Genomic DNA, 20,359 nt, shown 5'->3' with positions numbered 1-20,359 from the left:
CGAGAAGCGGCACGGACACGACGGAGGCCCCGGATGCTCGCATCCGGGGCCTCCGCTCGACTCACGTCAGTTGGTGCGGGTGATCTTGTTGTCCGCGCCGTACTTGTAGATGCCGATGGTGGCTCCCTGCGGGTCGCCGTTCTCGTCGAACGTCACCTCGCCGGAGTAGCCGTCGTAGTCCGCGACCTTGCCGTCGTTGATGATCTTCGCGCAGTCGGCGAACGTGGTGCACTTCTCACCGTCGCCCGAACCGCCCGAGACCTCCTGCATCTTGGCCGCGATGTCCGCGCCCTCGGTGGAGCCGGCGGCCAGCGACGCCAGCGCGACGAGCACGACCGCGTCGTAGGCCTCGCCCGCGTAGGTGAAGTCCTTCACCTCGGCGTTGCCCTCGCCCGTCCAGTACGTCTGCAGGCGCTCGGTGAAGTCGTCGGCGAGCGCGGGGCCCGCCTTCGTGCCCTGCGCGCCCTCGAGCGTGACGGGGATGTCGGTGCCGTAGTCGGACAGGTTTCCGTCGACCATGTAGAACTTGTCGGCCGAGATGCCCGCGTTCACCAGCAGCGGAGCGATGGTCTTGAACTGCTCGAATGACACGATCGCGATCGCGTCGGGGTTCTGCGCCTTGATGGTCTCGACCTGTGCGTCGAACTGCGCGTCGCCGACGTTGAAGGACGCCTCGGCGACGACCTCACCGCCGGTGCCCTCGAACGTCTCCTTGATGGCGGCGTCGAGGCCCGTGCCGTAGGCGTCGTTCTGGTAGATGATGCCGAGCGTCTTGTGACCGTCTTCGGCGATCAGGTTGCCCAGGACCTCGCCCTGCAGCAGGTCGCTCGGGGCGGTGCGGAAGTAGAGTCCCTTGTCATCCCAGTCGGTGAAGTCGGGCGAGGTGTTCGATGCCGAGATCTGCAGGATGCCCGCGGCCACGTTGCCGTCGAGGATCAGCTTGGAGACGCCGGATGCCGCGGCACCGACCATCGCGGTGACGCCCGCGCCCTGGAGCTTCGTGATCGAGGTCTCGTACGCCTTCGTGTCGGTGTCGCCCTCGTCTTCGGCCGTCAGGTCGATCGTGATGCCGGCCTTGGCATCGTTGATCTCCTTCACAGCGAGACCGACGCCCGACTCCATGGGCGGGCCGAGGAAGGCCAGCGAGCCGGTCTGCGGAAGCAGCGATCCCAGCTTGAGGGTGAGATCGGCGGCGGGCTTGTTGCCGCCGTCGTCACCGGAATCGGACGGTGTGCTGCTCGCGCAGCCCGACATGACGAGTGCCGATGCGCTGACCAGCGCGATGCCGGCGAAGACCCTCGCGGTTCGCGAGCCCTTCAGTGCGTTCATGATGCTCCCTTGCGTTACTGAGCGTGGATCGTGACCACGATCGGGTGCTCTAACCCTAGAACGCGAGGTGCGCGCGCAGGGGTCGCAAGTGTTTCGGTGCGTTAACGATCCGGTACCGGGTTTCACGCGGGGTGGGCCCGAAGATCAGACGAGTTCCGGCCTCTGGGCGCGGCGACCGCGGCGGGCGGCGAGCAGCATGTCGACCACGAACACGGCGATGGCCACCCACACGAGGATGAACCCGACCCAGCGGGCGGGCGGCATGGCCTCGCCGAGCACGACGACGCCCAGCAGGAACTGCATGATCGGGGTGATGAACTGGATCATCCCGATCAGGGTCAGATCGATCCGGCGCGTGCCTGCGGCGAACAGCAGCAGCGGCACCGCGGTGGCGACCCCGGCGAGCCCGAGGAGAACGGCGTGCCAGACGCCGTTCTGGCCCATCGTGATGCCCGCGGGCGTGACGGCGACGAGGATGAGCTGCAGGACCGCGATCGGAATCAGCCAGAGGGACTCGAGAGTCAGACCGCTGACGGCGTCCACGGCGGGCCCGATCTTCTTCTTGATGAGCCCATAGACCCCGAACGACGCCGTGAGCGACAGCGCGATCCACGGGAAGCTGCCGTACACCACGACGATCACCACGACCGCGACGGCGGCGATGCCGATGGCGGCCCACTGCGCGACGCGGATGCGCTCCCGGAGCACGAACACGCCCAGCAGCACGGTGGTGATCGGGTTGATGAAGTAGCCGAGGCTCGTCTCGACGACCTGACCGTTGAGCGTGCCGATCACGAAGACCTGCCAGTTGATGTAGATCAGCACTCCGGCGAGGGCTGTGAGCCCGAGCAGCTTCGGCTGCCGGATGATCAGGCCGAGGGCCTTCCATCCGCGGGTGACGGTGAGCAGGAGCGCGCAGAACACCAACGACAGCACTACTCGCCATGCGACGAGCTCCCACGGGCCCGTCGGAGACAGGAGCAGGAAGTACAGCGGCAGCAGGCCCCAGAGAAGATAGGCGGAGATCGCGTACGCGGCGCCGGCCGTCTGCCCGTCGCCCCTGGTCACTTCTGAACTCACCACGCAACCCTATGCCCGGACACGCGAAGAGGGCCCGGATGCGTGATGCATCCGGGCCCTCTTCCGACTCTGTAGTCGCTGAGCTCTGACTCTGGGTCGCTGAGCTCGTCGAAACGTCAGCGGACGACGACAGCCAGCACGTCGCGAGCCGACAGGACGAGGAACTCGTCTGCGCCGAACTTCACCTCGGTGCCGCCGTACTTGCTGTAGAGCACACGGTCGCCCACGGCGACGTCGAGCGGGACGCGGTTGCCATTGTCATCGATGCGGCCGGGGCCGACGGCCACGACCTCGCCCTCCTGGGGCTTCTCCTTGGCGGTGTCAGGGATGACCAGGCCACTCGCGGTGGTCTGCTCGGCCTCGACCTGCTTGATGACGATGCGGTCCTCGAGCGGCTTGATGGAAACCGACACGGTCTACCTCTTCTTTCTTGACGATGACACGAAAGACTCGTTCGCACTCTCAACCCGAGAGTGCTAATCCAGTCTATGCGGTCGGCTGGCACTCACGCAATGCGAGTGCCAACGCCCCGCTGGACTCCGCATGCCGGGGACCTAAGCTGGGCAGGTGGAGATGTCCGAGCTGCGAGCCCTGCTCACACCCGTCGGCCTGGAGCTGCTCGACGCCGTCGGCCCCATCGAGTCGACCGCCGAGGTCGCGCGGGCCGTGTCGCGGCTCCGAGCTGCCGGGCACTCCCCTGATCTCGTGTCGGCCGTGGTCGGTCAGGCGCACCTGCGAACGAAGGCGAGAGCGAAGTTCGGAGAGTTCGCCCAGCGGATGCTGTTCACCCGCGCGGGTCTCGAGCAGGCCACCCGGCTCGCGGTCGCCGCCCGCCATGCTCAGCGCCTCCGCGCCGCAGGCATCACCGCTGTGGCCGATCTCGGATGCGGCATCGGCGGGGATGCTCTCGCATTCGCGGGCGCAGGACTCGAGGTGCTCGCGGTCGACGCCGACGAGGTGACCTCGGCGATCGCCGCCTTCAACCTCGCCCCGTTCGGCTCGGAGGTGCGCCACGCCACGGCCGAAGACGCGTACGGTTCGCTCGGACGTGTGCCTCTCCCTCGGTCCGACTCCTCGGATTCCGCCGAGGCGGGCGTACAAGACCGAGGGAAACGCACGGCAGTCGGCGGTGGGCAGGCGATCTGGATGGATCCGGCGCGCCGCACCTCAGGGCACAGCGAGACCCGTCGCGTCTCCGCCGATGACTACTCCCCCTCGCTCGACTGGGCGTTCGACGTCGCCTCGCAGATGCCGACCGGCATGAAGCTCGGTCCCGCGCACGACCGCGACGCGCTCCCCGACGACTGCGAGGCGCAGTGGGTGAGCGCCGACGGCAGCGTGGTCGAGCTCGTCGTGTGGACCGGAGTGCTCGCGCGTGACGGAATCCGTCGCTCCGCTCTGATCATCCGCGGCGACCGCTCTTACGAGCTCACGGCGGCAGCCGATGCCGAAGACGCGCCCGTGCGCGAGCTGGGCGCGTACCTGCACGAGCCCGACGGAGCGGTGATCCGCGCCCGCCTGATCGGCGATGTGGCGCGCAGCCTCGACGCCGGAATGCTCGATCCGCACATCGCGTATCTCACGTCGGATGCCGCTCTGACGAGCCCGTTCGTGCAGTCGTTCCGTGTGCGCGAGACCATGCCGGCGAAGCCTGCGGCGATCAGCGCCGTGCTGACGCGCAACGGCATCGGAACGGTCGAGATCAAGAAGCGCGGCATGGACGTCGATCCCGCCGCCTTCCGGAAGAAGCTCAAGCTGAAGGGCGCCGAGTCGGCGACCCTCATCCTCACCCGCATCGGCTCCCAGCGGCTCGCGATCCTCGCCGACCGAGTGCCGGCGCCGTAGGTCAGCCCTCGGGGTCGGTCACCTCGATCGGGTCGCCGGTCTCGGTGTCGATGACCGTCGTCGACGCGCCGCCGGGATTCTCGGTCACCGTGAGATACGGCTGGCCCCAGTTCGTGAACCCCGCCGAGACGTCGATGCGCCCCCCATCGCCGTCGCCTGTGATCGTCAATCCGTCCGTCAGAGTGTCGGACTCCGATCCGCAGACGATCCCGTCGAGCGCGTCGACGATCAGGCAGCGTTCGTTCTCGCTCGAATCCGTGAACCGATAGGCGATCCAGGCGGGCTCACCGCGCACGTACCCGGCGAGCGAGAGTCCGGCCTCGAAGCCCTCGTCGATGAGCTCCTGCGCACGTGTACGCTCGTCTCCCTCGAACTGGTCGAGCACAGACGCGTCCTGATCCCAGCGCTGAATGGCCACCATGGGCTCGCCGGTCGACGACAGCATCCCGTACGCGTTGATCGACGTCCCGAAGTCGCCCTCCGCCGCGTCCTCATCCGGCGGAAGGGTGATGGTGGCGTTCATTCCGTAGACCGTGTTGATGCCGTCGGTCGGCGAGCAGCCCAGCTGCGTCTGCTCTGCCGCGTCGAGCACGAGACAGCTCTGCTCTCCGTCGCTCTGCGTGCCGAACCAGACCAGCGCGTCATCGTCCCGCACGACCGCGCGCAGCGTGCCCTCGTCGAAGTCGTATTCCTCATCGAGTTCGAGCTTGTGCTGCACCTCTTCGGCGGTGAGTGCAACGGCGTCGCGCACACGCGGCGCGAACAGCGCCCAGCCGGTGCCGATTCCGACGAGGAGGAGGAGAGCGGATGCCGCGGCCACGGCCTTCCCGTGCCGGCGCAGGTCCTGGCGCCAGGAAGAGGCCGCGACGGGCGAGGCGGCCGGCACTCCCTCGGTCGTCGAGGCGGCCGGCACTCCCTCGGTCGTTGAGCGAGCCGCAGGCGAGACGAAACGCGGTGAGGACAGCTCTGTCACCTGAGGCGGAGGCACGGTCACGCGTGTCGTCGCGTCGACTCGCTCCGCTCGCTCAGCACCGCGCTCGGTCGCTGCGCTTCCTCGCTCGACGACCGGTGGCGCCGAAGGCTCCTCGGGGACGTCGTGGCCAGACCCGAGGGCCTCGAGCGCGCGGAGACGCGCGGCCTCGGCTTCCGTCAGTCCGCCTCCGCGGCCGTAGGCCTTCTGCTGCAGCGCTCGCAGCTCATCCGATTCAGGGAGCGGAGCCATCGGAGTTCCTCGTGATCTCGAGATAGGGGGCGCCAGGGCCGAAGCGATACTCGAAGGTGGTCGAGGTCCCGGCGTCGACATCGACGCGCGTCAGCCCGAGCGAGCCCCCGCTGCTGACCTGGGTGCCGTCGTCGTCGCAGGCGGCTTCGACCGGGGTAGAAGAACCGTCGTAGATCAGGCACCAGCGCCCTGTCTCGATGTCCAGGCCGGTCCAGAGCGGCACGTCGCCGTCGTGGCCGACGACCGTCAGCGAGGTCGGCGTGTAGCCGCTCGCCATCAGCAGCTCGGCTGTGCGCTGCTCTGTCTCGTTCGCGTACCCGCCGCCTCGGTCCCCGCCGATCAGGGAGTTCGAGCTCAGCACCGCAGGATCGCCTTCGGCGTCGAACTGCACCTGTGCCTCGACCAGCCCTTCGCCGCCCTCGACCTCTCGCCTCAGACTCGTCTGGATGCCGAGCATCATCGCGGCGTCGTGCTCCCGGCAGGCCGGCGCCGTCGTGACTCCGTCGCTGATGATCGCGCACACGATGCCGCCGTCGTCGCGGGTTGCGAACCAGATGATGGTTCCGTCCTCCTCGCCGATGGCCCGCACGGAGCCCGGGTCGTAGACGGCCGACGCGAGGATGTCGTCCTGCCAGGACTGCTGCTCCGCGCTCAGCGGCACGGGCTGCGGAGCGCGCGGAGAGAACAGCACCCAGCCGAGCAGCACGCCGAGGAGAATCGCGATGACGATCGCGGCAGGGATGACCCAGCGCCGGAGCTTACTTCCTCGCTCAGCACGGCGTCCGGTCGCTTCGCTCCCTCGCTCAACGACCGGGGATGAGGCGGGCGGCGTTGAGGGCCCGTCGTCTCGATGCGTCGGCCCTCGCTCAACGACCGGGGATGAGGCGGGCGGCGTCGACGGCTCTACGTCTGGACGCGTCGCTGCTCGCTCAGGGACCGGCGAGTGCTCCAGCTCCGCCAGGCGGGCGACTTCGGCTTCGGAGAGACCGCCGGCGCGACCGTACGCACGCTCCTGCAGCGATCGCAGCTCGGCGAGGGTCTCGGCATCCGGCATCCGCTTATCCGAGCCGTTCGAACTGCAGGCCGGCCCAGACCAGCCAGCCCAGGCTGTATGCGGTGGCCGTCAGGCCGAGCACGAGCGCCCAGCGCGCCATCGCATGGTTCTCCAGCGGGCGCCGAAGCGACATGATCGCGGCGATCACCGCGACGATGGCCACGGGAATGCCCCAGCCCACGAAGAACGAGGCGCACAGCGCCACGATGGCCGCGAGCAGCGCCCACGGGGCGAGCCGGGCGTCATCGACGCGAGCGGGCGTATCGGTCGGCGACCACTCCTCGACCTCGTCGTCGGCTTCGAGGTGTGGTCCGGTCGCGACGACGGGCTCGATGCCGACCGGTCCGGTGGGGAGCTTGGTGTACCCCTCTCGACGGGCGCCGGGCAGCCGAGCCGCCCCGGCGGGTCGCTCGACCTCGCCGCTGGGCTTCTCGATGCGGGCGTGCAGCCCGTCGTCCGACATGGTCATGATCGTTCGGCCACCTGGATCTCGGTGACAGGAAGAGTCGAGTCTGCACCGAAGGAAAGAGTCGAGGGCCGGCGTCCCGAGGAGATCAGCTCGGCGGCGAGAGCGGCGATCATGGCGCCGTTGTCGGTGCACAGCGCGAGCGGAGGGATGCGCACCGTGACGCCTGCAGCCTCGGCGCGCTCCAGCGCGACGTCACGCAGGCGCCGGTTGGCGATCACTCCCCCGCCGAGCAGCAGACGCGGCACGCCGAGGTCTGCGCAGGCGGCGAGCGCCTTCGTCACGAGCACGTCGACCACTGCCTCGCGGAAGCTCGCGGCGACGTCGGCCACCGGCACCTCGACCCCCTCGGCCTCGCATCGCTCGACCCAGCGGGCGACCGCGGTCTTGAGACCGGAGAACGAGAAATCGTAGCGGTGCTTCGCCAGGTCGGATGCCTTCGACAGGCCGCGAGGGAACCGGATCGCCTTCGGATCGCCGTCGAGCGCCGCCCTGTCGATCTCCGGGCCGCCCGGGTAGGGCAGCGACAGCAGCCGCGCGACCTTGTCGAAGGCCTCTCCCGCCGCATCGTCGACGGTCTCGCCGAGCAGTTCGACATCGGTTGTGAGATCGCGCACGTGCAGCAGGGAGGTGTGTCCGCCGGAGACGAGCAGCGCCACGGTGGGGTACTCGAGCGGCTCCGTGTCGGGCGTGAGGATGTCGGCGGCGATGTGCCCGACGAGATGGTTCACGGCGTACAGCGGCTTGCCGATCGAGACTGCCAGGCCCTTCGCCGCGCCGACACCGACCATGAGGGCTCCGGCGAGGCCAGGACCGCTCGTGACGGCGACGGCGTCGAGGTCGTCGAGACCGACGCCCGCCTCCGCGAGCGCCGCATCGATCGACGGCTGCAGCGCCTCGAGGTGGGCGCGCGCCGCGACCTCCGGCACGACGCCGCCGTAGCGCGCGTGCTCGTCCATGCTCGATGCGATCGTGTTCGACAGCAGCGTGCGGCCGCGGACGATGCCGATGCCGGTCTCGTCGCAGCTCGTCTCGATGCCGAGGACCAGGGGCTCGCTCATTCCTGTCCCTCCGTACGGTCACTGCGTTTCGTCTCGTCGCTGCGCTCCTCGCTCAACGACCGGTGGAGCCCGTCGTCGCTGCGCTCCTCGCTCAACGAACGGTGGAGGTTCGTTCCCCTGTTCCGGAGGTCGAGCCTCATCACGATCGCGTCCACGTCATCCGGCTGATAGTAGCCGGGGCGCCGTCCGATCTCCTCGAACCCCTCCGAGCGGTACAGTCCCTCGGCTGCGGGGTTGTCGGCGCGCACCTCGAGGAACACCTCCCGCGCTCCGCGCTCCGCCGCGGCGGCGAGCAGGGCCCGCAGCAGCGCCCGCCCGAGACCCCTGCCACGCTGGGCGGCGTCGAAGGCGATGGTCTGGATGTCGGCATCCGCCCCGCCCTCGAGCGCGCGCACGCCGCCGTAGCCGATCACCAGCCCCTCCGCCTCGTCGACGAGATAGCGGTTGTGCGGCGAGGCGAGCTCGGCGGCCATCGCCTCGACGCTCCATGCGTCGGTCGGAAAGGACGCCTGCTCGATCGCCATGATGCCGGCGAGATCGTCAGGCGTGGCTGCTCGGAGAGTCACAGCCCCACCTTCTTCGGAGCCCCCGGCACCACGACGTCGGGGTGGCGCATGTACAGAGGCTCGTCGCCCGTCAGCGTACGCCCCGCGGCGAGCGCGCGCGCCCCCACCCTGGCCAGGTCGGCGCCGGAAATGGTCGCGACGTCGATGCGCCGCACGCCGGCGAGATGCGCGTCGGCGACAGAAGCGGGCACGAGCACGGTGTCCGCCACGACGGCGGGGACGCCGTCGGCATCCGTCCCGTCGAACACCGTGATCGCGACCTCGCGGCGGCGCGCGTCGGTCACGATCGCGAAGCGGCCCTCGCCCGTATGCGTGAGGGCGGCGGCCAAGTGACTCGGCACGGGGATCACGGGGATGCCGCGGCCCAGAGCGAAGGTGCGAGCGGCGGCGATGCCGATGCGGAGCCCGGTGAAGGGCCCTGGCCCCATGCCCGACACGACGTGCGTGATCTCGCCCGCGCCGGCCTCGTCGAGAACGCGCACCAGGAGGTCGCCGATGACCTCGGCGTGGCCGAGGGGGTCACTCGTGGCGGCTTCGGCGCGAAGAGCGCCGTCGTCGTCGATGACGGCGACGGCAGTACCGAGAGAGGTGTCGACGGCGAGGATCACGCTTCCAGGTTAGCCGGGGATGCCGGGGCCGGCCTGTCCGCGCGCGCCCAGCGGTCGCCGCCGCGGGCCCGGGCGTCGAGGGCCGCGAGGCCTGCCGCTGCGAGCAGCACGTCGTAGTCGAATCCGAGCGCCGACGCCGGCGCCCATCCGACGCTCGCCGAGAGCCGGGGGCCGGCCGCCGCCTCGTCGTCGACCGACGAGATGCGCGAGAGCATGTCGCGGATGTGGTGAGCCACGGCTTCGTCGCCCGCGTTGATCACGATCACGGTCGTGGTGTCGTCGACGACGTGGATGTCGGCGGACGCGGGCAGAGACTTCTCGATGCCGGCGCGGTGCCGCGCGATCAGCTCGGCGAACGTCCCGATCGTGAGGGCGTCGCGCAGGTCGACGGGATCGTCGAGGTGCACTGCCAGCACCGACCAGTCCTCCTCTCCCCTGGCGTGCGCGCGAGCGAGTCGGCGACGCAGCCGCTCGGCGTCGTCGTGCGCACGGCTGGCGGCGTCGGCATCCGTTCTGACCAGGAGGATGAGCGTGAAGGCCGCGCATGCGCTCAGCACGATCGCGCCTGTGCTGTTCGTCCCGCGGAGGATGCCCATCTGCTGCTCCGCCGTGAGGCCGCGGACCGTCACTGCGGAAACGGCCGCCGTGACCGCGAGCAGCACGAACATCGCCGAGGCGAGCAGGAGCGGCATCGTGATGTCGCGCGGCACGTTCCTCAGCCGGATCAGCTCGTAGACGACGAGGGCTGCGAAGATGCTCGCGACGAGGAAGAGCACCCGGAATGCGATCTGGTAGATCGGAGAGCCCGCCGTGGTCAGCAGGAGCACCGGTCCGAGCACCATGAAGGCGATGACCGGCCAGGAGATCGGCCGTCGACGGGCGAAGGCGCGCAGCCCCCACCACACCAGCGGCTCGAAGCTGAACAGGGTGGCCGAGGCGCCCGCACGCATCACGGGATCGTCGAGCTGGTATCCGCCCAGCCAGAGGTACGCGCCGAAGATCCCGATCGCGTAGGCGACGCCCCACGCGACGGTCGCACGACTGGGCTTGGCCAGAGTGGCAAGCCCGAAGACCAGCACGGCCAGGGCGGTGACGACGGCCACCATGCTGGTCGTGACGTCGATGTTGAGCGGGGCGAGCGCTGCTCCGGTCATGAATCGGCCTTCGGGTCGTCGGGCCGGGGTGCCGGCGGGGCGGGGAATCTCAGGATCACACGCGTGCCGTCGCCGACCACGCTGGCAACCTCGATGGTTCCGCCGTGCAGCGCGACGATGTCGCGGGCGATGCCCATTCCCAAGCCGGTGCCCGGGATGCCTGCGCGGATCGCCGACTCCGTGCGGAAGTACGGCTCGAAAAGTCGGGCGAGGTCGTTCTCGGCGATGCCCCCGCCGGTGTCGGCGATGACGATCTCGGGAGCAGGGGCATCGGCGAGCGTCACGGTCACCGTGCCATGGGCGGAGGTGTACTTGAGCGCATTGCTGAGCAGGTTGTCGAGCACCTGCCGCAGCCGGAACGCGTCGCCCAGGATGGTCACCTCTCGGGCTCCGCCGACCTCGAGGGCGATGCCGGCTGCGGCCGCGATCGCGGCGAAGGATGCCGCCGAGGCGTCGACCACGTCGCGCAGATCGACCGGACGATGCTCGGTGTCGTCGGAGCGCGGATCGTCGAGCGCGCTCGTGACGAGCCGCTGCATCCGCTCTCCCGCGTTCATGATGACCTCGAGCTGCCCTCGCACTCGCTCCGGCAGGTCATCGCGCTCGAGAAGCAGATCGGCGTGACCGATGATGGCGGTGAGCGGATTGCGCAGTTCGTGAGAGACGACGGCCGTGATCGCCGCGCGCTCCTCGTCCGCCTCGATCAGCGCTGTCACGTCGTCGATGATCACGAGGGTGGTCGGCTCGGTGTCGCCCGCCATCGCGTGCGTGCTGACGTCGAGGGCATGCCAGGCTCCTTCACTGTCGAACAGCCACACCCGCTCCCCCGCGAGCAGCTGGCCCGCCGACGCGCGGGCGAGCGTCGTCCGCTCAGGGGGAACCGGATTTCCCCGGCGATCGTCGTACTCGACCGACGCCGACGGCAGCACGGCGCCGAACCGGTCGCGGCCGTAGAGCACACGGTAGGCGTCGTTCATCTTCACGATGCGGCCGCCCGCCGTGACGACCACGAGGGCGATGTCGAGTGCGTCGATGATCTGCGTCACGCGCAGCTGCTGGGTCTCTGCACGCTCAGCCGCACGGGCCGCCTGCTCGGACTGCCGCTTGAGCAGGCGACCCGAGGCGCGCGCTCTGCGCATGCCGAGCCGGATCGACACTCCGAGGAAGCTCAGCGTGATGAGCACCGTCAGCACCCGCAGGACGACATCGGTCTGCGTGCCGCTGTGCCCCGAGAACAGCACCAGGCACAGCATGATGAAGCCGATGCATCCGAAGATCCAGGGCAGGGTGAAGAACGCGGCGAGCCAGGTGATCGGGAACACCCACAGGAACCCGAGCCGGATCTCTGCGACATTCGTCGTCAGGCCGATTGCCAAGGCGTCGAGGAAGGGCACGAGCGCCGCCGTCCATCGAGGCAGCCGCGACCAGGGCGCGGCGATGGTGACGACCGTCGTCGCGAGCACTGTGCCGAATCCCGACACCACGTACGGGTTGCCGAAGGTGCGCGGGATGAAGGCCGCGATCGCGACCGCGATGGCGATCATCCCGGCCGTGAAGATGAGCTGCCAGCGCCAGATCGAGAGCGTTCGGGTCATGCTCACCCCCTCTTCCTCAAGGTTGGCGCAAGATTCGTGAAAGAACGACTTGAGTGGACGTACTTCTGAGCCGGTGAGCTCTAGCATCCTGAGTGGGGGCCGGTCCGTTTCTGGGGAGTCACGGACTTTGAGGCTGCGGTTTCTGGGGAGCCGCGGCCTCCACCGGCCCCGACTATCCGCTCTCCTCCCCCGGGGTGAGCCGGTACCCGATGCCCCGTACGGTCTCGATGTAACGAGGACTGGCCGGGGCATCGCCGATTTTTCGGCGCAGGTTGGTCATGTGCACCTCCACCGCGCGCTTGTCGGCATCGCCGATGTAGTCGGATGCCGCGCCCGAGGCGGTCCGCAGCAGCCGCGCGAGCTCGGTCTTGCTGCGCACGCGCCGCTGTGACTCGAGCAGGGCGGAGATCAGCACGAACTCCGTCGGCGTGAGCACGATGTCGCGGCGCGCGATCTGCACCGTGTGGGTGTCCGGGTCGACCGTGAGGTCGCGATGCGTCATCGATCTGACGGGTGGCCGCGAGGAGGCTGCGGGCCGCTTCGGCGTCTCGGCCTCGGGCGGATGCTGGGTCCGTCGCATGAACGCCTCGATCCGCGCACGGAGCTCGCGCGGACGGAAGGGCTTGACCAGGTAGTCGTCGGCTCCGCTGGTGAGTCCGAGCACGACATCGGGCTCATCGCCCAGCGCCGAGATCATGATGACGTGGGCGCAGCTCACGGCGCGGATCCGCCGCACGACCTCGAAGCCGTCGATGCCCGGAAGGTTCACGTCGAGGGTGACGATCGCAGGGGTGTGCTCGCGGATCGCGGTGAGGCCGGTCTGGCCGTCGCCGGCGAGCACTGTGGCGAATCCGGCTGCGAGGAACACCTCGTCGAGCAGGCTGCGCACGTCAGGGTCATCCTCGATGATGACCGCTACGCGCCGATGCGCATCGTGCTCGTCCATGTCTCCCCCACAGATGGAGCGCTCGCGCGTCCGAGGACGCGCGATCGTCTGCCTCGCAGTCTAGCGAGGCGGGGTCGCCAACGGGCCGGGCGCGATCAGCCCTCGGAAGCGGTCACGCGTGTGATCGTCACGATGCGCGGCGCATCGGCGTCCAGCTCGGACGGGTCGAGATCGTCGTCGCGTCCGGTCGGGCGCTCGAGCTCGATGTCCCACCACGAATCCGCGAGCTCCTCGGCCATGCCACGGCCCCACTCGATCACGACGACGGAGCGGGCGAGGTCGAGATCGAGGTCGTCGAGCTCCGCTCCGGATCCGAGGCGGTACGCGTCGACATGCACGAGAGGCGCCCGCCCGACGAGCGACGGATGTGTGCGGGCGATCACGAAGGTCGGGCTCTGCACAGGTCCGCGCACGCCAAGGCCCTCAGCGAGTCCGCGCGTGAACGTCGTCTTGCCGGCGCCGAGAGGGCCGGTGAGGATCAGCAGGTCTCCGGCCTCGAGCGTCTCGCCCAGGGCGAAGCCGAGCTTCTCCATGTCCTCGCTCGTGGCGATTTCGCGTCGCCCGAGCAGTGCGGGGTCGACGCTCACGATGCCCTCCGCGGCACCCGGCCGCCGATGCGCGTGACGATCTCGTAGTTGATCGTGCCCGCGGCATCCGCCCAGTCCGTGGCCGAGGGCACGCCCAGGGTCGGGTCGCCGAAGAGCACGACCTCGTCACCGACCGACACCGCCATGTCGCCGACGTCGACGACGAACTGGTCCATCGCGATGCGGCCGACGTTGCGGAACCGGCGTCCGGCGATCGACACCGGCAGGCGCCCGGAGGCGCTGCGCGGCACCCCGTCGGCGTAGCCGAGCGGCACGAGGATGAGGGTCGTGTCGCGATCGGTGCGATGGTCGTATCCGTACGAGACGCCTGTGCCGGCGGGCACCCGGCGCACGGCCGCGATGGATCCGCGCAGGGTCATCGCCGGCCGCAGCCCGAGGGATGCGGAGGTGCGATCCTCGAAGGGCGAGAGTCCGTACAGGCCGATGCCGATGCGCACCGCGTCGAGTCGGGTCTCGGGCAGATCGATCGCCGCGGCGGTGGCCGCGATGTGCCGGATCTCCGGACGGATGCCGAAGGCCTCGGCATCCGCGACGCCCTTCAGGAACTTCGCGAGCGCCGCCCTGTCGTCGTCGTGGGAGGCGTTGGAGAGGTGGCTGAAGAGTCCGACGATCCGCAGCCGGCCGATGCGCTCGAGGCGCGCCGCCTCGGCGAGCACTCGCCCCCAGTCGGCCGGCGGGATGCCGTTGCGCGACAGCCCAGTCTCGAGCTTCAGGTGCACCCCGACCGGACGATCGACCTCGGCGGCCTTCGCCGCTGCCTCGAGCTGGTCGAACGAGGAGATGCCCACCTCGATGTTCTGTGCGGCTGCTGACTCGAACCGCTCCCCTGGCGCGTGCAGCCACGCGACGATCGGCGCCGTGATGCCCTGGCGGCGCAGCTCGAGCGCCTCGGGGATCTCGGCGACGCCCAGGCGCGTGGCTCCTCCGGCGAGCGCCGCGACGGCGGCCGCGGCCGCGCCGTGGCCGTAGGCGTTGGCTTTGACGACGGCGATCACCTGCACGCCCGTGAGCCGACGGAAGTGCCGGACGTTGTCGCTGATCGCGTCGAGGTCGATGGTCGCCTCTCGGAACAGGGTCACAGCGGCTCTCCTTCGGCGACGACGAACGCGGCGGCGAGGCCCGCGTCATGAGTGAGGGTCAGGTGCAGCTTCGTGATGCCCTTGGCCTGCACGGCGGCGGCGGTGCTGCCGCTGAGGACGAAGTGAGGAGCTCCGGATGCTGCCGAAGCGATCTCGATCTCGGTCCAGTGCACGCCGTCGGAGCCCCCGAGCGTCTTGATCAGCGCCTCTTTCGCGGCGTAGCGCGCGGCCAGGGAAGACAGGCGCAGAGTCTGCTCCGCGGGAGTGAACAGCCGCGGCAGGAGCTTCGGCGTCCGCTCGACGGTCCGCTCGAACCGGGGGATGTCCACGAGGTCGATGCCGGTCCCGATGATCACCCGTTCAGCCTACCCGGGCCGATTCTCGACGGACGTCCGGCTCAGCCGGCCACGACCGACTTCTACTCGACCGTGACCGACTTCGCGAGGTTGCGGGGCTGGTCGACGTCGAGGCCCTTCGCGGTGGCGAGGGCCATCGCGAAGATCTGCAGCGGCACGACCGACAGCAGCGGCTCGAACATCGCGCCCGCGAGCGGGATGCGGATGACCTCGTCGGCGAACGGAAGAACTGCGACGTCTCCCTCTTCGGCGACCACGATCACACGGGCACCGCGGGCGCGGATCTCCTGGATGTTCGAGACGACCTTCGAGTGGATCAGCGCGGAGTGGCGCGGCGACGGCAGCAGGACGAAGACGGGCTGGCCGGGCTCGATGAGCGCGATCGGGCCGTGCTTCAGCTCGCCCGCGGCGAAGCCCTCGGCGTGGATGTACGAGATCTCCTTGAGCTTGAGCGCGCCTTCGAGCGCGATCGGGAAGCCCACGTGGCGGCCGAGGAACAGCACCGAGCGGGTGTCGGCCATCCAGCTGGCGAGCTGCTCGACGTGATCCTGCTCGGAGGAGAGCACCTTGGCGATCTTCTCCGGCAGCGCCTGGAGCTCGGCCACATCGGCGGATGCATCCTCCACCGTTCCGCGGACCCGACCCATGTGCAGGCCGAGCAGCAGCAGCGCGGTGATCTGCGCCGAGAACGCCTTGGTCGAGGCGACGGCCACCTCGGGTCCGGCGTGGGTGTAGACGACGGCATCCGATTCGCGGGGAATCGTCGCGCCCTGGGTGTTGCAGATCGACAGCGTGCGTGCTCCGCGCTCGCGGGCGTACTTGACGGCCATGAGCGTGTCCATGGTCTCGCCCGACTGGCTGATCGAGACGACGAGGGTGTCGGTGCCGATCACGGGGTCGCGGTAGCGGAACTCGTGCGCGAGCTCGACGTCGACGGCGACGCGGGCCCACTGCTCGATCGCGTACTTGCCGACGAGGGCTGCATAGGATGCCGTGCCGCACGCCGTGATGATGATGCGGTTGATTCCGGTGAAGAGGTCGTCGAGACCGTCGAGCTCGGGGATCACGACCTGGCCCTCGTGCACGCGGCCGAGGATCGTCTTCGCAACCGCCTCGGGCTGCTCGGCGACCTCCTTGGCCATGAACGACGACCATCCGCCCTTCTCGGCGGCGGCGGCGTCCCAGGAGACGTCGAAGGGCTCTGCCTCGACCGGAGTGCCGGCGAAGTCGGTGACGGTGACGGCCTCAGGGGTGATCGAGACGATCTGGTCCTGACCGATCGCGAGCGCCTTGCGCGTGTGCTCGACGAATGCGGCCACGTCGGAGCCGAGGAAGTTCTCGCCCTCGCCGAGCCCGATGACGAGCGGCGAGTTGCGGCGGGCGCCCACGACGAGGCCCGGGTGGTCCTGGTGCATCGCGAGCAGCGTGAACGCGCCCTCGAGGCGGTTCACGACGCCGCGGAACGCGAGCTGCAGGTCGCCGCCGTTCTCGCGGTACTGGCGGCCGAGCAGGGCTGCAGCCACTTCGGTGTCGGTCTCGCTGCGGAACGAGACGCCGTCGGCGAGCAGTTCGTCGCGCAGCTCGGCGAAGTTCTCGATGATGCCGTTGTGGATCAGCGCGAGCTTGTCGTCGTCGGCGAGGTGCGGGTGCGCGTTGCCGTCAGTCGGGCCGCCGTGCGTGGCCCAGCGCGTGTGGCCGATGCCGGTGCTGCCGTCGGGCAGGGCGGACTCGGCCAGCGAGTCGCGCAGCATGCTGAGCTTCCCGGCCTTCTTGCGCATGCCGAGCGTGCCGTCGCCGTCGATGACGGCGATTCCGGCGGAGTCATATCCGCGGTACTCGAGACGGGCGAGCCCTGCGAGCAGGATGTCCTGGCTGGGGCGCGGGCCCACGTATCCGACGATTCCACACATAGGTTCCAGGGTAAGCGGGAACTTTTGGCAGGAGCCTGTACGAATGGCCGGATGCTGGGGCCGGTGCTTTCGGGGACTCGCCGCGTTTCGTCTCGGTCGCTCCGCTCCCTCGCTCAACGACCGGTGGTCCAGGACCGTTCGTTGAGCGAGCGAGCCGAGGCGAAACGCCCGCCCACTCGCTGAACCCCGAGCGCGGCCAGGACCGATCGTTGAGCGAGCGAAGCGAGACGAAACGCCCGCCGGCTCACGAAACGCCCCGACGCGCCGCCAGGCCCGGTCGTTGAGCGAGCGAAGCGAGACGAAACGCCCGCCGCCTCGGAACTCCCCAAGGCACGGTAAGAACCGTTCGTTGAGCGAGCGAGCCGAGACGAAACGCCCGCCCCCTCGCTGAACCCCCGAGGCGCGGCCAGGACGGATCGTTGAGCGAGCGAAGCGAGACGAAACGCCCGCGTGGTGGAATGTATGCCACGAGGAACCGGATAAGGTGCTGCGCGCCATCAGCCCTGTCGCGTACCGTCGGCGGCGCGCTGCACCGTCAGGTGCGCAGCACTGTTCGTCGTCGGGCGGGGTCTGGGCTCGACAGGCGGGGTGTGCGCCACTGTTGGGTGGGGTCCCACCAGGCGGGTCCGCGGATCTGCGGGACCCCTGCGTTCATGCGGATCTCCCACCCCGAATTGCCGAGGGAGCGGTGGTGCCACCAGCACAGGGGCACACCGTTGTCGGTGTGGGTGGGTCCGCCGCGGGCGTGTTCGGTGACGTGATGGATCTCGCACCAGGAGGCGGGGACGTGGCATCCGGGGATGAGGCATTCCTTGTCGCGGGCGATGATCGCGCGGCGCTGGTGGGCGTTGAACACCCGGTCCGTGGTGGTGATGCCGACGATGCGGCCTTCATCGAACAGGACCCGCTGAATCGCCCCGGTGCAGGCTGTGTGCGCCGCGACAGACAGCGGCACCGGGGCCCCGGAGCCGGGGACCGTCGCCCATCCCGTCCCTGTTGCCAGGTCTTTCGCGTCGACGTGGACCACGAGGGTCGGCGCCGCACCACCCAGTGTGGGCATGTCCTCGTGTCGGGCAGCTATACCCAACACCGCGGCTAAGGCGTCGTGGCGTTTCTGGCCGGGGGTGCGGGGGTCGATCACGTTCCGCGGATCGGTGTTGAATACGTCAGCAGATTCTTCGGGGCTAGGTTCGAAGACCACCCCGGGGTGAGGCCGTTCTGGCGCCGCGGAGCCCGGGGCGGGTGCGCCGCCGACCTTCGGGTTGTTGAACGCATCGAAGATCAACTGCAGCTGCGCCGCCACCTCGGGAGTGATGCTCCCGGACAGGCGATGCGCGCCCTTGTGCAAACGCCCGAGATTCAGGAACCGTCCCTGCTGCGCATCCCGGTCGGTCGGCTCCGCCCCGTCCGGGTCGAGGATCATCGCGAGCGCCGACGACAACAACCGCAGATCATCCGCCGTCGCCGGAGGACCCGCCATCTCACCCTCAACACCCACCGCGCCAGCGTCAATGACCGCTACTCCAGCGTCACCATCGGCAGCGTCAGCACCGACCGCGGAATCGTCCGTCACGGATAGGCCCCGGGCGTGAGCCGCGAGAGCCTCGTCGGCCCAGAGGCGTTCGTCGGTGCCGATGCGGGTCCGGGCGTACTCGATCGGCCCGATCGCGGCGAGCAACCCGGCGATCCCGACGGCCCCGTCGAGCAGGGCGGAGCGCAACGCCGGCCACCGGGCGGGGAGTCGCTCCCCCGACACGATGTTCATATCCCGCTGGACCAGGTCCGCCGCCCGGATCATCTTCGATGCCGACGGCGCGTCGGTCAGCAGGGCTCGCTGCAGCAGCTCGTTCATGCCCCGGCATCCGAACCGGTGCCCGAACTCGACATCCGCGGTGGCGACCGTCTCCACGACGACCGCGTCGACCAGGCGCGACACCTCCCCCGCTCCCCGCAGCGCCTCCGCCCGCTCCGCATCCGACAGACCCGCCAGGCCGTCATCGGACAGCACCGCACGCAGATCGGACGCGACCTGCGCGAGCGTTTCGGCGATGCTGTTCATACCTCCATCATGCCGAGGGGCACCGACATTCCGACCCCGAAAACAGGCCGATCAGAGAAACTTTTCCATCATTTTCTCGAGGCCCCTCTTGCGCGACATTAATCAGCACTCCGGTCGCAGTTCACGCCGCCCGAATCACGTGCAAACGGCACCAACTGCGACCGGAACGCCACACCGTTTCGTCTCGCTGCGCTCGCTCAACGACCAGAACACCCCGGTCGTTGAGCGAGGGAGCGTAACGACCGAGACGAAACGCGTGATCGTTCGGGCAGGAGACACACGTTTCGTCTCGCTGCGCTCGCTCAACGACCAGAACACTCCCCGGTCGTTGAGCGAGGGAGCGCAGCGACCGAGACGAAACGCGCGATCGGTCGGTCGGCTCACGTCCCGGCAGGAGCCACACGTTTCGTCTCGCTCCGCTCGCTCAACGCTCAACGGCCCGCGGCACTCGACGACAGGCGTCCCCCACGCCACATCAGAGCTTGCGCAGCAGCACACTCTCGACGGCGTGATCGGCGCCCTTGTTGAGAACCAGCCGCGCCCGGTGCTTGGTCGGCATGACGTTCTCGACCAGGTTTGGCATGTTGATCTCGTTCCAGTAGCCGAGGGCGGTCGTGATGGCCTCGGCATCCGTCAGGTGCGCGAACACGTTGAAGTACGACGACGGATTGGAGAACGCCCCCTGCCGCAGCGCCAGGAACCGGTCGACGTACCACTTCTCGATGTGCGCGGTGTCGGCGTCGACGAAGATCGAGAAGTCGAACAGGTCACTCACGGCCACGTCGTTCGGCGCCGCCGGCGGCTGCAGCACGTTGAGCCCCTCGACGATCACGACATCGGGCCGCCGCACGACGACGTGCGCGTCGGGAACGATGTCGTACCGCATGTGCGAATAGAACGGTGCACGCACCTCGGGCGCACCGCTCTTCACCTCGGTGAGGAATTGGATGAGCGAGCGCCGGTCGTACGACTCCGGGAAGCCCTTGCGGTCCATGAGGCCGCGGCGCTCGAGTTCGGCGTTCGGGTAGAGGAAGCCGTCGGTCGTGACGAGCTCGACACGGGGCGTGCCCGGCCAGCGGCTCATGAGCTCGCGGAGCAGTCGCGCGATGGTCGACTTGCCCACGGCCACAGAACCGGCGACGCCGACCACGAACGGCGTGGTCGTGTCGTCCTCCTGCAGGAACGACGAGGTCGCAGCGCCCAGTTTCTTGGTCGAGGTGGCGTACAGCGAGAGCAGACGACTCAGCGGCAGATACACCTCGCGCACCTCGGTGAGGTCGAGACGATCTCCGATGCCGCGGAGCTCGACGACCTCGGTCTCGGTGAGCGGCTGGTCGAGTCCCGCTGCGAGCCGCGCCCATTCCGCCCGGCCGATCTCCCGATATGGAGACAGCGGCAGCGTGGGGTCGACGGTGGTCACG

19 protein-coding genes are annotated in these 20,359 nt (G+C 69.2%); 1 reads left to right on the top strand and 18 read right to left on the bottom strand.

Annotated features, from left to right (window positions below; translation table 11 throughout):
• Nucleotides 1-66: 66 nt before the first annotated feature.
• From RS84_RS11765 to groES, 3 genes are all read right to left on the bottom strand, one after another.
• Nucleotides 67-1,329, bottom strand: a complete 1,263-nt coding sequence (locus RS84_RS11765) for an ABC transporter substrate-binding protein (protein ID WP_045257949.1) — start codon at nt 1,327-1,329, stop codon at nt 67-69.
• A gap of 144 nt (nt 1,330-1,473) precedes the next feature.
• Nucleotides 1,474-2,409 carry an EamA family transporter RarD gene (gene rarD / locus RS84_RS11760; RefSeq protein WP_045257948.1) on the bottom strand — a complete coding sequence of 312 codons (936 nt, stop codon included), beginning with the start codon at nt 2,407-2,409 and terminating at the stop codon, nt 1,474-1,476.
• A 116-nt stretch (nt 2,410-2,525) separates the two neighbouring features.
• The gene (gene groES, locus RS84_RS11755; protein WP_017203655.1) at nt 2,526-2,822 is read right to left on the bottom strand and encodes a co-chaperone GroES; all 297 of its coding nucleotides are present in this window, start codon (nt 2,820-2,822) and stop codon (nt 2,526-2,528) included.
• Between the two features lie 154 nt (nt 2,823-2,976).
• On the opposite strand from groES, the gene RS84_RS11750 reads away from it, so the two are divergent.
• Nucleotides 2,977-4,254: a class I SAM-dependent methyltransferase gene (locus RS84_RS11750; RefSeq protein ID WP_045257947.1), complete on the top strand. Its 1,278-nt coding sequence runs from the start codon at nt 2,977-2,979 to the stop codon at nt 4,252-4,254.
• Between the two features lies 1 nt (nt 4,255).
• On the opposite strand, the gene RS84_RS11745 is transcribed toward RS84_RS11750, so the two are convergent.
• The 15 genes from RS84_RS11745 to coaA form a co-directional block, all read right to left on the bottom strand.
• Nucleotides 4,256-5,476, bottom strand: a complete 1,221-nt coding sequence (locus tag RS84_RS11745; RefSeq protein ID WP_045257946.1) for a hypothetical protein — start codon at nt 5,474-5,476, stop codon at nt 4,256-4,258.
• A complete protein-coding gene (locus tag RS84_RS11740) occupies nt 5,460-6,530 on the bottom strand; it encodes a hypothetical protein (protein ID WP_045257945.1) in 1,071 nt (356 codons plus the stop codon). The genes RS84_RS11745 and RS84_RS11740 overlap by 17 nt, the downstream gene beginning before the upstream one ends.
• Before the next feature lie 4 nt (nt 6,531-6,534).
• Nucleotides 6,535-6,993: a hypothetical protein gene (locus RS84_RS11735; protein WP_235281479.1), complete on the bottom strand. Its 459-nt coding sequence runs from the start codon at nt 6,991-6,993 to the stop codon at nt 6,535-6,537.
• Between the two features lie 2 nt (nt 6,994-6,995).
• The gene (gene tsaD / locus RS84_RS11730) at nt 6,996-8,057 is read right to left on the bottom strand and encodes a tRNA (adenosine(37)-N6)-threonylcarbamoyltransferase complex transferase subunit TsaD (RefSeq protein WP_045257943.1); all 1,062 of its coding nucleotides are present in this window, start codon (nt 8,055-8,057) and stop codon (nt 6,996-6,998) included.
• The gene (gene rimI, locus RS84_RS11725; RefSeq protein ID WP_082062160.1) at nt 8,054-8,623 is read right to left on the bottom strand and encodes a ribosomal protein S18-alanine N-acetyltransferase; all 570 of its coding nucleotides are present in this window, start codon (nt 8,621-8,623) and stop codon (nt 8,054-8,056) included. Before rimI ends, tsaD begins: the two co-directional genes overlap by 4 nt.
• On the bottom strand, nt 8,620-9,231 hold the full coding sequence (gene tsaB, locus RS84_RS11720; protein ID WP_045257942.1) for a tRNA (adenosine(37)-N6)-threonylcarbamoyltransferase complex dimerization subunit type 1 TsaB: 612 nt from the start codon (nt 9,229-9,231) through the stop codon (nt 8,620-8,622). The genes rimI and tsaB overlap by 4 nt, the downstream gene beginning before the upstream one ends.
• A complete protein-coding gene (locus RS84_RS11715) occupies nt 9,228-10,385 on the bottom strand; it encodes a hypothetical protein (protein ID WP_045257941.1) in 1,158 nt (385 codons plus the stop codon). The genes tsaB and RS84_RS11715 overlap by 4 nt, the downstream gene beginning before the upstream one ends.
• The gene (locus RS84_RS11710; protein ID WP_045258145.1) at nt 10,382-11,980 is read right to left on the bottom strand and encodes a sensor histidine kinase; all 1,599 of its coding nucleotides are present in this window, start codon (nt 11,978-11,980) and stop codon (nt 10,382-10,384) included. Before RS84_RS11710 ends, RS84_RS11715 begins: the two co-directional genes overlap by 4 nt.
• A gap of 172 nt (nt 11,981-12,152) precedes the next feature.
• On the bottom strand, nt 12,153-12,926 hold the full coding sequence (locus RS84_RS11705) for a response regulator transcription factor (RefSeq protein ID WP_045257940.1): 774 nt from the start codon (nt 12,924-12,926) through the stop codon (nt 12,153-12,155).
• A gap of 95 nt (nt 12,927-13,021) precedes the next feature.
• The gene (gene tsaE / locus RS84_RS11700; protein ID WP_414738817.1) at nt 13,022-13,513 is read right to left on the bottom strand and encodes a tRNA (adenosine(37)-N6)-threonylcarbamoyltransferase complex ATPase subunit type 1 TsaE; all 492 of its coding nucleotides are present in this window, start codon (nt 13,511-13,513) and stop codon (nt 13,022-13,024) included.
• Nucleotides 13,510-14,613, bottom strand: a complete 1,104-nt coding sequence (gene alr / locus RS84_RS11695; RefSeq protein ID WP_045257939.1) for an alanine racemase — start codon at nt 14,611-14,613, stop codon at nt 13,510-13,512. The genes tsaE and alr overlap by 4 nt, the downstream gene beginning before the upstream one ends.
• Nucleotides 14,610-14,969, bottom strand: coding sequence for a holo-ACP synthase (locus RS84_RS11690; protein ID WP_045257938.1), 360 nt, complete (start codon nt 14,967-14,969; stop codon nt 14,610-14,612). Before RS84_RS11690 ends, alr begins: the two co-directional genes overlap by 4 nt.
• Nucleotides 14,970-15,031: 62 nt before the next feature.
• A complete protein-coding gene (glmS, locus tag RS84_RS11685; protein WP_045257937.1) occupies nt 15,032-16,879 on the bottom strand; it encodes a glutamine--fructose-6-phosphate transaminase (isomerizing) in 1,848 nt (615 codons plus the stop codon).
• 535 nt (nt 16,880-17,414) lie between these two features.
• Nucleotides 17,415-18,938, bottom strand: coding sequence for an HNH endonuclease signature motif containing protein (locus RS84_RS11680; RefSeq protein ID WP_045257936.1), 1,524 nt, complete (start codon nt 18,936-18,938; stop codon nt 17,415-17,417).
• Nucleotides 18,939-19,413: 475 nt separating this feature from the next.
• Nucleotides 19,414-20,358: a type I pantothenate kinase gene (coaA, locus tag RS84_RS11675; protein ID WP_045257935.1), complete on the bottom strand. Its 945-nt coding sequence runs from the start codon at nt 20,356-20,358 to the stop codon at nt 19,414-19,416.
• Between the last annotated feature and the right edge of the window lies 1 nt (nt 20,359).

The organism is Microbacterium hydrocarbonoxydans (genome assembly GCF_000956475.1).
Taxonomy (GTDB): Bacteria; Actinomycetota; Actinomycetes; order Actinomycetales; family Microbacteriaceae; genus Microbacterium; species Microbacterium hydrocarbonoxydans_A.
This window is presented reverse-complemented; position numbering and strand designations above follow the sequence as displayed.

What these genes read in the sequence shown, in the direction of transcription:
- RS84_RS11765 (WP_045257949.1), bottom strand. Translation starts at nt 1,329, where the DNA reads ATGAACGCACTGAAGGGCTCGCGAACCGCGAGGGTCTTCGCCGGCATC.
- RS84_RS11745 (WP_045257946.1), bottom strand. Translation starts at nt 5,476, where the DNA reads ATGGCTCCGCTCCCTGAATCGGATGAGCTGCGAGCGCTGCAGCAGAAG.
- RS84_RS11740 (WP_045257945.1), bottom strand. Translation starts at nt 6,530, where the DNA reads ATGCCGGATGCCGAGACCCTCGCCGAGCTGCGATCGCTGCAGGAGCGT.
- RS84_RS11735 (WP_235281479.1), bottom strand. Translation starts at nt 6,993, where the DNA reads ATGTCGGACGACGGGCTGCACGCCCGCATCGAGAAGCCCAGCGGCGAG.
- tsaD (WP_045257943.1), bottom strand. Translation starts at nt 8,057, where the DNA reads ATGAGCGAGCCCCTGGTCCTCGGCATCGAGACGAGCTGCGACGAGACC.
- RS84_RS11715 (WP_045257941.1), bottom strand. Translation starts at nt 10,385, where the DNA reads ATGACCGGAGCAGCGCTCGCCCCGCTCAACATCGACGTCACGACCAGC.
- RS84_RS11710 (WP_045258145.1), bottom strand. Translation starts at nt 11,980, where the DNA reads ATGACCCGAACGCTCTCGATCTGGCGCTGGCAGCTCATCTTCACGGCC.
- RS84_RS11705 (WP_045257940.1), bottom strand. Translation starts at nt 12,926, where the DNA reads ATGGACGAGCACGATGCGCATCGGCGCGTAGCGGTCATCATCGAGGAT.
- glmS (WP_045257937.1), bottom strand. Translation starts at nt 16,879, where the DNA reads ATGTGTGGAATCGTCGGATACGTGGGCCCGCGCCCCAGCCAGGACATC.
- RS84_RS11680 (WP_045257936.1), bottom strand. Translation starts at nt 18,938, where the DNA reads ATGAACAGCATCGCCGAAACGCTCGCGCAGGTCGCGTCCGATCTGCGT.